At 63.1% G+C, this 12,242-nt stretch carries 6 protein-coding genes; 4 read left to right on the plus strand and 2 right to left on the minus strand.

The window, feature by feature from the left end:
- Positions 1 to 82: 82 nt before the first annotated feature.
- Positions 83 to 1,102 carry a hypothetical protein gene (locus Pan216_RS26715; RefSeq protein ID WP_145263069.1) on the minus strand — a complete coding sequence of 340 codons (1,020 nt, stop codon included), beginning with the start codon at positions 1,100 to 1,102 and terminating at the stop codon, positions 83 to 85.
- Between the two features lie 357 nt (positions 1,103 to 1,459).
- Between Pan216_RS26715 and Pan216_RS26720 the strand changes: the two genes are divergently transcribed.
- The 4 genes from Pan216_RS26720 (at position 1,460) to Pan216_RS26735 (ending at position 7,459) form a co-directional block, all read left to right on the plus strand.
- A complete protein-coding gene (locus tag Pan216_RS26720; protein ID WP_145263071.1) occupies positions 1,460 to 5,167 on the plus strand; it encodes a WD40 repeat domain-containing serine/threonine protein kinase in 3,708 nt (1,235 codons plus the stop codon).
- 142 nt (positions 5,168 to 5,309) lie between these two features.
- Positions 5,310 to 6,335, plus strand: a complete 1,026-nt coding sequence (gene fbp / locus Pan216_RS26725; RefSeq protein ID WP_145263073.1) for a class 1 fructose-bisphosphatase — start codon at positions 5,310 to 5,312, stop codon at positions 6,333 to 6,335.
- Between the two features lie 53 nt (positions 6,336 to 6,388).
- Positions 6,389 to 7,141, plus strand: a complete 753-nt coding sequence (locus Pan216_RS26730; RefSeq protein ID WP_145263075.1) for a TlpA disulfide reductase family protein — start codon at positions 6,389 to 6,391, stop codon at positions 7,139 to 7,141.
- An 18-nt stretch (positions 7,142 to 7,159) separates the two neighbouring features.
- A complete protein-coding gene (locus tag Pan216_RS26735; RefSeq protein ID WP_145263076.1) occupies positions 7,160 to 7,459 on the plus strand; it encodes a hypothetical protein in 300 nt (99 codons plus the stop codon).
- Positions 7,460 to 7,620: 161 nt separating this feature from the next.
- Here the strand turns inward: Pan216_RS26735 and Pan216_RS26740 are convergent, their stop codons facing one another.
- Complete coding sequence (locus Pan216_RS26740; RefSeq protein WP_145263078.1) at positions 7,621 to 10,947, minus strand: LPS-assembly protein LptD; 3,327 nt, start codon at positions 10,945 to 10,947, stop codon at positions 7,621 to 7,623.
- Positions 10,948 to 12,242 lie beyond the last annotated feature (1,295 nt).

Raw genomic sequence — 12,242 nt, forward strand, 5'->3', positions numbered from 1 at the left:
CGCTTCGCTTCGGTGAACTTGAAAACAGCGGCGTCGGGAGTCGTTCCAATGGGGCGGCTCCCGATCGTTCATTTCTTGCCCCTCACCGGGTCGCCTGAAGCCGCTGGCGCAGGTGGGTGATCAGCGAAACCGTGCGGTCGCGACGCTCGACCAACGCGCTGTCCCTCGGGGCCTCCGCCGTGTTCAGCGACGAGACAAACCGTCCCCAGGTCTGCTCGAGAACCGTCATGTCGTTGTCGATCGCGGCGGGCGAATCCCCCGCAGCGATCCCTCGCTTGAGTTCGCGGGCCACCTCGACGACATCTTCCGCTTGCTTGATCGTGGGTAGAATTCGTGCCGGCAGCGGAGCCTGGCCCCTCAGATGACGCACGAACCACGACGAATCTTCGACCAACTGCTCGGCGAGGTTGTCGAGATACTCGCGCTCGCTCATCGGAATCTTCAGCAGTGTCCGCAGCGTCTCGACGAGCGATTCGATCTGGTCGCGATCGCGTGACACCCGTCGATCGGCCAAGTTCGCGCGGGCCAACTCTTCGCTCGCCATCCCCCACGTCGACCGAAGCGCCACCAACCCCGCGACGGCGCGCCGATACGTGATCTCCCGTTGAAGTTGCTCGTAGTACGTGGCTGCCTCGCGATCGAGTCGCTCGAGATCCCCCAGCAGACGACTTCCCGAGGAGGGCCCCCCAAGATCTCGCTCGACCAGTCGCCGCAAGGAGTTCGCCGTGCCGGCAAGTTGGTAGGCCGCGACCACGATCGCCTTGCGGTCAATGGGCAGTTCGTAGAGCTTCGCCGGGTCGATCGGAAAAGGTTTCAGGGGAGAGGCCACACGCGGTGGCATTGACGAGCGGTCCGGCGCCGGGCGAGGAGTTTCGCGCGGGGGCCTCGGCTTGGGCCGAGGCAGGTCGAGGTCGGGGGTGGGTTCGACCTTCGCGCCTCGATCGTCGAATGGAACCTTCGCGCCTCGATCGTCGAATGGAACCTTCGACGAGGCAACCTTGGGCGGCGGCTCCGGGCCCTCATCGTCGCTCGACAAAAGCAGCAGCATCACAAGAAGTGACGAGGCCAACGCCCCTCCCACGATCATCGCGAATGTCTTCATGGGACGTCGTCTCTCCCTTGTCCGTGTCGTGACGATCGAATTCTACACCGTCAACCTCACGGAAAAGGACTCATTGCGAAGGAAATCGGCCACCGTGGTGCAAAAGGCGAAGGGGCCGCGCGACCCGATCCGATATCTCAGCCCGGAAAGGCTACAATGACCCTCGTCGATCGGCGAGAATGTCACGAGGGGTCGTATTCGCAACCGAGGGAGGGAAACGCCGCCCCGGTGATGATCGCCCGGATGCCGACGGCGGGCGGATCGAATCGGGCACTCACGAGCGATTCCCTTCGCGGAATGGAGTGATCCAGGTGCCGTGAGCACGTCTTCGCGACCACGTGACGGCAGGGACGACAGATGATCTCGATCTCGGAGTTCGCTCGGCGCGCGTGGCAAAGCGAACTCGTCGATCGCGATCAAGTCCGCGCGATCATCCAGAAGCTCCCCGAGAATCGCCGGACGGCCGAAGGTCTCGCGATGGCGATGGTCCGTCGGGGCCTGCTGACCCTTTGGCAAGCCAAGCAGATCGCGGCCAATCGCGCCAAGCTTCTCATCGTCGACCAACGCTACCGCCTGCTCAGCAAGCTCGGCGAAGGGGGAATGGGCGCCGTCTTCCGCGCCCGCGACACGCGCCTGCAACGGCAGGTCGCGATCAAGATCCCCCGTCCAAAGATCCTGCGAAAGAAACGCTACTTCGCTCGCTTTCAACGAGAGATCGTCGCCAACGGCCGACTGGAGCACCCGAACATCGTCCGCGCCATCGATGTCGGTTCCGATGGCGACCTGCACTACATCGTGATGGAGTACGTTGACGGCGAGGATCTCGCGTCGCTGGCCCGCCGAGCCGGAGGATTGCCACCCGACATCGCGGTCAACTACATCCTTCAGGCCGCCAAAGCGCTTCAGTACGCTCACGAACAAGGGATCATTCACCGCGACCTGAAGCCCTCCAACCTGATGGCGACGCGCGATGGACGACTGAAGATCCTCGACATGGGCTTGGCGCTGATCAACGTCGAGGGAGACGAGCAACCCTCCGACGTCACCCTCATCGGAGCCCTGGTCGGCACCGTTGGCTACATGGCGCCCGAACAGGCGGAGGACACGCACGCCGCCGACGACCGCAGCGACATCTACAGCCTCGGCTGCACGTTCCATCATCTGCTCACCGGCCAGGCTCCCTACGGGATCGAGAACTCGACCGCGACCCTCGTGCGCCATGTCAGGGATCCGATTCCCGAGGTCCCCGGAATCGACGCCACCCTGCGGGCGATTCACGATCGGATGATGGCGAAGTCACCCGACGACCGTTACCAGAGCATGGCGGCGCTCTCGGCGGAGTTGAGGCGTTGGCAACTCGTCGTCTCCGACGAGGACACCGTCGACGGTCCCGCGGAGACGATTGAGGATCGGGAAGTCTTCGAACCGGTCGGCAAGGCGCTCTCGGGCGAGAGTGGCCACGAGAGCCTTTCGGTCTTCCCCGACGATCGGGATATCCCCGATTGGCTCGATCGATCGGCCGCGTCGGGACAGCGCCGTCTGAAGCGTTTGGAACAGGAAGGGGGCTGGTCGCCGCGCATGCTCGCGTCGGTCATCTTGGCGGTCGGCCTGTTGCTTGTGATCGGCGCGGTGTCCTACTCGACGTGGCATCGGCTGGGCCAGACGCGGATGACGTTACAGTGGCCCCCCGATCAACGAGCGGGCGCCTCGCTGCGCGTCGATGGCGTCCTCGTCCCGCTCGCCACATCGGGCCCCATCCAGTTGGCGGGCCCTTGGGGAAAGCGACACCTTCACTTGATGCGACCGGGCTATCATCCACAATCGATCGACGTGAACCTCGCTCGCGGCGAGTCGCGAGCGATTCCCCTGGAATGGAGGGCGACCCCGAAGCGACTCCGGGAGTTGGAACTTGAGAGCCTCACCAAGGAAGCACACGACGCGATCGTTCAAGGCGATCGCGAGCAGATGGAAGCGATCCGCGCTCGTTGCCTCGACTTCGTCAAACGCGAGGCCGGGACGCTGTTCGCTCTCGAAGCGAGCGCCTTGCTCGCGAACCTCCCGAGCCCCTTCGACGAGGGAACGCTTTCGGTCGACAGCGCGGAAGTTCCCACGCTCGACGAGGACGTCGCCGTCACGCGACTCTATCAACGCGAAGAGAATCCCTTCGCGGTCTGGGGGCCGATCGTCCATGCCGCCTACACGCCGACGGGTGACTTGCTCATCACCGGGTCGGGACCGATGGTGCGCGTGCGGGATGGAGCGACCGGTCGACCGATCGAGGAACTCGGGCCCTTGCCGAGTCCCGTGAGTCTGGTCGCGATCGAGCCGCACGGCCGCTTTGTCGCCGCCGCCTGCGAGGACAAGACGGTTCGGCTCCTCGAGCGCGAGGGCGACGATCCCGAGGAGATCCGTGCCGGCGCCGAGATCACGGCGATCGCGTTCGATACCAGCGGCAAGCTCGTCGCGATCGGGACGGAGCAAGGCGATCTCAAGATCGCGCGGATCGAGAAGGGCGAGCCCCGTCTCATTCGTTCCGCGAGCCCCGATCTTGGAACGATCGAGGCGTTGCGCTTCGCGCCGGCGGGCAGTCGTCTTCTTGTCGCGGGCAAGCGGGGGGCGGGCATCTGGGATGGCGCGACGAGTGAGCCGATCGGCTGGTCGTGGGACTCCCCCCTCTCCTCCCGGGAAGCGGTCGCGTGGAGTCCCGACGGCCAGCTCATCGCGGCGGCGACGACTGACCGAGCGGTGCGTTTCTGGGATGCCACCACCGGCGAGGATCACCCGCTGATCGCCGTGAGTGGCCGAGTGCGCACACTCGCGTTCGGGCCAACCGCCGGCCAACTGTTGGTGGGAACCGATCGAAGCTTGGACATCTGGAATGTCGAGACGGGAGAACTCCAAGTCGAGGTCCGCCACCATCGGCGTCGACCCGAACTACTTCTCGCCGACGCCAAGGGAACGCAGCTCGCGTGCTTCGATGATCCGTTCGCCGGCTACCTCCCGGGAACGATCTCCCTGTGGCGGGCCGACGCCAATCACATCGAGATGGTCGCGACGAGCGCTTCGATCATGGGGGCCGCGTGGGATTCACCGCGAACCCATCTCGCGGCCAACTACACCGACGGCAAGGTCCTCGTTTGGGACGCGATTCAAGCTCGCGAGCGGTTCCGCCTCGGGAACGAGGCGTTCGATCCGATGGCCCTCACGTTCACGCCCGATAGCGATTCGCTGATCACCGGATCACGCGATGGGAGCATCCGTCGTTGGAACTCGAAGGATGGGAAGCTGCGGCAGATCCTCGACACGCCCCGAAGCTCCGAGGGAGAAGATGTGCCGATCACTCGGGTGGCGATCGCGCCCGACAACGCGATGATTTCGGCCGGCCGACGCGACGGCAAGGTCCTCCTTTGGACCGCGGAGACCCGATCGCCCCGCTACACGCTCCACAAGGGATCCACCCCGGTCAGCGGGCTCGGCTTCAGTCCCAACAGCCAGGTCCTCTTCGCGTCGATCATCGGGGATCCCGACGAGAAGGTTTCCGGCGTGCTCTCCGTCTGGGAGGCCCTCAGCGGCCGCCTTTGGTACAGCACCGAGCAAGCCGACCTCGGGTTCGCCGATCTCGCGGTGAGTCCCAACGGGAAGATGGTCGCCTCCGCCGACTGGGCCAATCACCTTCATCTTTGGGACATCGAGACCGGCCGACGCCTGCAAACGCTCGAGGTCGCTTCGGAAGGCAACTACCACACCCTTTGTTTGGCGTTCAGCCCCGACTCCTCCCTGCTGGCGGCGGCGGGAACCGACGGCGCGGTGAGGACCTGGAACGCGGACGGCACCCTGACCCGGTCGATTCAAGTCGGGGCGCCGGACAGTCTTGTCGTCTCGGTCGGATTCAGCCCCTCCGGCAGGCATCTGCTGACGGCGTGCGGCGAGGGAACGATCTATGTCCTGAAACTCGCGGAAATCGCGTCCCAAGTGCTCGACCAGGCGTCCCACGAAGTCGCTTCGCCCCCAGATGGCAATTCCCCCCTCTTGCCGCCGGAGGACCCGTCGAACCCAACGCGTTGAGCCGGGATGAACATCTCGGGTCTTCTGTCCCGTCCCGCTATTCGCTAAGCTACTCCTCTCCAGCCCCGGCGCCATCAAACGCTCACGGGAACTCGCGCCCGGGCCGCAGGAGGCGATGTCGACAATTTCGAGGGAACAGAACATGGATCGTCAAGCGCTGACCGAGGTGGCCGGCGAACATTCCGTCGTCACGGTACAGCAACACATTCTCCGCCAACAACGACTTCACTACCCGAATGCCTCGGGCGAATTCTCCTGGCTGCTCTCGGGCATCACGCTCGCCACGAAGATGATCGCCGCGAAAGTGCGTCGCGCCGGACTCTCCGATGTCCTGGGATCGGTCGGAGAGACCAACGTTCAGGGCGAGCAGCAGCAAAAACTCGACGTCTTCGCGAACAAAGTCCTCATCCACTGCCTGGGCATTCGCCGAAGTGTCGGGGTCCTGGTCTCGGAGGAGAACGCCGAGCCGATCGTCCTGCGCGGCGACGATCCGCACGCCAAGTACGCGATCGTCTTCGATCCGCTCGACGGTTCTTCCAACATCGACGTCAACGTCTCGGTCGGGACGATCTTCGCGATCTTCCGCTTGCCCGACGAGTCCTGGAACACCAATCAGGACAGCGACGTGCTTCAGCCCGGGCGCAACATCGTCGCGGCGGGCTATGTCGTCTACGGATCCTCGACGGTCCTGGTCTACTCGACCGGACAGGGCGTTCACGGCTTCACGCTCGAACCGGCCATCGGTGCCTACGTCCTCAGTCACGAGAACATGCGGTTGCCCGACCAAGGCAAGTACTACTCGGCCAACGAGGCCAACTTCGCATCCTTCCCGCCCAACTACCAACAGTTCATCAACCGTCTTCGCGACGGCGACCTGGGAACGAGCTACTCGTCGCGCTACATCGGCTCGTTGGTGGCGGACTTTCACCGAACGCTGCTCAAGGGTGGTATCTTTCTCTACCCGCCCACCGAGAGCCATCCCGAAGGAAAGCTACGCTTGCTCTACGAGGCGATTCCGATCGCGTTCCTCGTTGAACAGGCTGGCGGCGTCGCCACCGACGGAAAGGAGCGCATCCTCGACGTGCAGCCGACCAGTTTCCACCAACGAACGCCGTTGGTCGTGGGCAGCAAGGTCGAGGCCGAGGCATTCGCCAACACCAAGGGCTAACCACCGCCATTGGACCAGAGCCACCCGATTCACCGAGAGGAATTGTTCTCGTCATGTTGAATCTCCCCCTGTTCGCCGCGCTGGTACCTCTGACGACCACGGTGCTGATCGTCGTGGTCGCCGGCATCGCCGCGGTCTATCTCTGGATGTCTCCAGGCGAGGGCCGAGCGCGAAACCCTTGGCCGAGCCTACTGATCGTCGCGGCGTGCGCGCTCTTTCTGATCATCAATGTCACTGGCGGCGGTGGCCGATTACCCGCGACGGGGGAGGGGATTCCTCTCCGGGAGAATTGGCGACTGCACTCTCTCGAGGACGAGTCGATCGTCGACTTGGACTCGCTCAGCGACAAGGTCGTCTTCATCAACATGTGGGCGACGTGGTGTGGCCCCTGCGTGGCGGAGATGCCCGCTTTGCAGCGACTCTACAATCACTTCCGGGACGACGACCGCGTCATCTTCCTCTTCGTCACCCAGGACCAGGATCCGTCGCAAGCGACCTACTTCATCGCCGAGAACGAATACACTCTGCCGGTGTACGCTCCGCTCGATTTGCCGCCACCACTGCTGACCAGTTCAGGCATCCCGGCAACGTATATTCTTGGGAAGGGGCTGATGCTTCGCTCGCGACAGATCGGCTCGGTCCCTTGGTGGGATCATCCCGAAGTGATCGAACTGATCGGGGGGCTCGCTGACGAGCAGAGCGAGACAGCAACAAAAAGTCCTGACGAGCAGAACGAGGCGGCGACCAGCAGCCTCGACGAGCAGGGCAAGTCGGATGAAGAGAGTCCCACGGACGACCCGTCCTAGTCACCGGAGCGATCGAGCATGTTCGCGCAAGCGGTCACCCTGGATGAACTCTGGCCAGCAATCCTGACCTTTCTCATCGCCGCGGGGGTGATCCTCGTACTGGTCGTCGTCATCCTCCTCATCCGGCGTTGGTATCACGGCCTCGACGATGACGGCGTCTCCGCGAGCGACATGATGACCGGCTTTCGCGACATGAAGGAGCAAGGGGGACTCTCCGACGAAGAGTTCAAGCTCATCAAAGGCCACCTTCGCGACAAGCTCCGCTCCGAGATCGACAAGCCTTCCTCTTCGGACGAATCGTCGAACGAGTCCTCGTAGTCGCCTGTCGACACCACCCTCGACACTGGCTGGCCGGCAGCCAGTGGCACCCGGTTGACCGTTGGACATGGAAGGTTCCGACGGGTGGGCCTGTGGCCCGCCAAGGGCGAGCGATCTCACATCGGCAGTAAGTCTCAGATGAACGCCCTCGTTGAGGGAGGTCAGTTGGTCGCTGTCGTGTTGAGGATCCGCAAACGGTCTTCGGCGAGGGGAGCGACGTTCTCGGTCGGGTTCAGGCCGTAGGGAAGGGTCTGCGGTCCGACTTGGCCGACACGCGTACGGGCTTGAACGCGGGGAAGGATCTCGACCTGAAAGCCGATGTCGTCGCGAGCCGAGTTCAGCACAATCGAGACACTCGTCACGAAATCGAGCCCGATCCGCGTGATCCCCACGTTGAAGTTGACGTTCTCGCTCGACTGAAAGTCGTAGCCCGTGACGAACGAGCCGGCGTACTTGCGGCTAAACCGATACGAGGTCGCGGCACCGATGTAGTCCGAGACGAACGGTCCCGAATCGAAGTGACTGAAGAAGAGACTCAACAGGCTTCGCGGCGGCCGCATCCAGGTGATCGACCCGGACCCGATGAACGTGTCGTTGTGCGGACGATACTCGAACGACGACCCGAACGCCGTCCGGTCGCCGAGGTTCCAGCGATAGTCGGCATCGACGAAACCGACCAGTTCGCCGAAGTTGTCGCGATTGGCGGCGGGAAACATCGTCGTCGAGACGTTCGCGACCATCCACTCGGAAATGCGCTGCTTGCCGATCGGCCCCCGCTTGGTCTGCAACGTCTGATTGAGCGAGACCTTGACGTTCTGCATGTCGTCGAGCAGATCGGGAAAACCAAGGACGTTGTGCTGCAGCGCGTAATAGTTCGGATCGAAGTCGAGCGACGGAAAGCCCCCGAACTCGCGCAGGACGTTCTGGTTGTAGACCAGTTGCGACGTGTTGTCGAAGACCTGGTTGAGCTGCGGTAGCTCTTGGGAGTCGCGATTCGACCCGGCCAGGAAGTAGTCGACCTCGAACGAGACCTTATGAGCCAGGCCATCGATGTTGAGCAGGTGACTCTGGGCCCCCGGATAGACCCGCCAGAAGGGAACGCTCGCGCGAACCCCCGTCGCCCCATAGGCTCGCCCCAAACCATTGCTGTTGATCGTTTCGGTATAGCCGGTGAACTCGCCGACCACGTAGGGCGTGATCTGCAGCGGATGAAACGTCAACGGCATGTCGATCTCGTGACGGGTGTCGAGCCGTCCGGTACGAACCGTGACATCGGTGGGCAGCGCGTTGACCGTCGGCGGCAGAAGCTCGGCATACGCGATCGACGAGTGACCGAAGTAGGTCAAGCGATCGCCGAGGAGCGGAATGCCCAGGTTGTAGAGATCGACGCCCGGCAACCAGGCGTTCTGCGGCAGAAAGTCGTTGATCCGAGGTCGCACCAGAGCGGTCCACGCCGAGGAATCGCTGAATTGGTGCTTCATGTAGACGAGCGTGTCCTGATTCTTGCCCGTGTCGTATTCGGCCTGGTAGAAGGAGTTCAGGAAGTTCGCGTCGGAAAGATACGACGCCTCGGTGATGAGCGTGAATCGATTCTTAAAGTCGAAACGCTGCTGCCACCGAAAACGACCGCGGTTCTCAAACGGCGGCGCGATCCCGTTCTGGCCAGGACCGAGATAGTCCTCGCCGTGGTCGTTGATCCACCACGTCAAGATGTTGCCGTAGTAGTTGCCGTCAAAGTTGAAGAGCTCGTCGCCGAAGTAATTGAATCGCGTACCACCGGCGACCCCACGCTCCCCGTAGTAGCCGACATCGAGGATCCAGTCGGTCTGGTCGGTGATCGGCAGGTAGTCGAGTCCGAAGAGCTGCCAGGCGTCGAGGTTGAGCGTCCCGTACCAGCCGAGGTTTCTGGTCTGACCCCACTGGATGTTCTCGATCGGCCCGAGCGGGTCCTCGACATCGGCCCGGATGTAGGGAACGTAGAAGATCGGGATGTTGCCGACGCGGATGAAGTTGTTGTAGCCGGTGGCGAAGTTGCGCGTCCGGGTCAGCGGCTGGCCCGTGTCGGGGTCGAGGACCTCGGCGCGCGTGAAGGGGTTCTTGATCCGTTCCTTGATCTGCTCGAAGACCAACCCGCTGGAGGTGATGGCATAGCCCGGCGTTCCGCGGTAGGGGCTGGTCGTGAAGGACGCCTCCTCAGCGTAGAACTTGTCCTCGGTCAGTTGAAAGATCTTGCTCGACTTCATGAAGACGGGAATCTGGTAGAGTTCGTCGAACGACTCGATGTCGCCCTCGAGAAGCAGCGACTGGTTGGTGTTCACGTTGAGGTAGACCTGCTTGCCCTGCAGCACGGTCGTCGTCGACTTGGTCTGTCCCTCGAGCGACCCCTGCCGAACGTAGACGTTGCCTTCGAGATAGACCTCCATCGGCTGACGACGATCGGCCTGGGCCCCGGTTCCCGAGACTTGACCGGCGAGGTCGCCCTGCGTCCAGACGACCGCGCGATCGGCGACGACGTCGATGATCTTACCGGTGTCGAGTTCGTCGATGATCAGGTTGATGCCGCCAGTGAAGACGATCGTCTGCTGGCCGTTGGCATCGCGAAAGCTATCGGAGTGAAAGGGCTGACTGCTCCGGGGAAACGCCCGGATGCGGCGTGTCCCGGCGCCGAGGCCGATTTGAGGCATCAAGCCGCCACCGGGAAGCGGGGGCCGCATCTCGTTGTTGATGCCCCCCGTCTCGACGGGATTGCGCTGTTCCATCGACGACCGCGGTCGCGGCGCATCGATCAAGTCGTTGGGATTGAAGGGCTCTTGGGCTTGGGTCTGATGGATCGCACCGGCGCCGTTGTCGACGCCGATCGCCGTCGCCGGCTTCACGGGCGACAAACTGACCGAGGTCGGTTTCGCGAGCGCCGAGGTCCGGACACTGACCTTCGAGTCGTCGGGAATCTCCCCGGCCGGCTTCAGGTCGAACAGCGACGGCTCGGTCGCGAAGGTCGGCTTCTCCTCGGGCGGGTTGGTCGAGGCGAACTCCTGGCGCGCCTCGAGGTAGAGCGGATCGCTGGTCGCCGCGACCTCGCTCCTTGTGGTCGACTGAATTCGGAGCCTGGCTTTGGTTCGCAGCTCGAACGTCTTCTTGTCGAAGCGTTGACTGCCTTGGCGTCCCTCTTCGACGCCGTTGCCCACCGCGAGCGCCTCGATGGTCGTCGGCTGCTTCGGATCGGCGCCCTCGTCGAGCCACGCGATGTAGCGATCGCATTTGATCCGCGTGATTCCCTGTTCGAGGTGACAGTTCCCCTCCATCAGGAAGTAGCGGATGCGGCCCTCGTTCCACGTGGTGAGCTTGTCGCCGACAAGGGTGATGTCTAGACGAAGCAGGGCGAAGCGCTGCGCCATCGCACGCGACGCCCACGGACCACCGCCTAGAAGCAGCCCAAGGACCGTGGCTAGCACGGCGAGACAACGCCTGTTGACAGACTCGCGGATCACCAAAACCCGTCTCCGTGCCGACCGTCGGGCATTCCTCCCGAGAAGGAACGCCAAGAGGGTGGCCAGGGTGTCGTCACTCGCGGTTCAAGAATCCTCGACGGGCGGACTGGTCACCTCGGGAGGGAGGCCACTCTCTGACGAGAGCCGCTCCGAACCCTCAACCACTCGACACGTCCCCCCTGGGACGGTTCCGTCGTGAATGTTTCCGCGATGCAGTTACAAGTGCGGCGGACTATAGCTTGGGCCCAAGGCCTGTCAAGAGAGAACCGATCGAGTCTGAATCACGTGGTGTGCGGCCGGGGATTCGCAGAGAGTTGTCCTTGTTGAGTTGGCGGAAGTAGGCTGATGCGCGAGGAAAGCCCCCTCACCCCTAGTCGCTCTCCCACAGGGAGGGGGGAACAAGAACAGGGAGAGGGGAACAAGTAACTCACGCTCCCATAGGGAGAAGAGGGAACGCGCGAGGTGGAGCTCTCCTCACCTCTCCTTGGGGAGAGGTCGGCGAACGCAGTGAGCCGGGTGAGGGAGTTCTCGATTTGGCGAAATGGCGATGATGCGCGAGGAAAGCCCCCTCACCCCTAGCCCCTCTCCCACGGGGAGAGGGGAACAAGAACAGGGAGTGGGGAACAAGTAACTCACTCTCCCATAGGGAGAAGAGGGAACGCGCGAGGTGGAGCTCTCCTCACCTCTCCTTGGGGAGAGGTCGGCGAACGCAGTGAGCCGGGTGAGGGAGTTCTCGATTTGGCGAAATGGCGATGATGCGCGAGGAAAGCCCCCTCACCCCTAGCCCCTCTCCCACAGGGAGAGGGGAACAAGAACAGGGAGTGGGGAACAAGTAACTCACTCTCCCATAGGGAGAAGAGGGAACGCGCGAGGTGGAGCTCTCCTCACCTCTCCTTGGGGAGAGGTCGGCGAACGCAGTGAGCCGGGTGAGGGAGTTCTCGATTTGGCGAAATGGCGATGATGCGCGAGGAAAGCCCCCTCACCCCTAGCCCCTCTCCCACGGGGAGAGGGGAACAAGAACAGGGAGTGGGGAACAAGTAACTCACTCTCCCATAGGGAGAAGAGGGAACGCGCGAGGTGGAGCTCTCCTCACCTCTCCTTGGGGAGAGGTCGGCGAACGCAGTGAGCCGGGTGAGGGAGTTCTCGATTTGGCGAAATGGCGATGATGCGCGAGGAAAGCCCCCTCACCCCTAGCCCCTCTCCCACGGGGAGAGGGGAACAAGAACAGGGAGTGGGGAACAAGTAACTCACTCTCCCATAGGGAGAGGGGATCAAGAGGCTCACGCTCGACCATC

Source organism: Kolteria novifilia, assembly GCA_007748055.1.
Lineage (GTDB): Bacteria > Planctomycetota > Planctomycetia > Kolteriales > Kolteriaceae > Kolteria > Kolteria novifilia.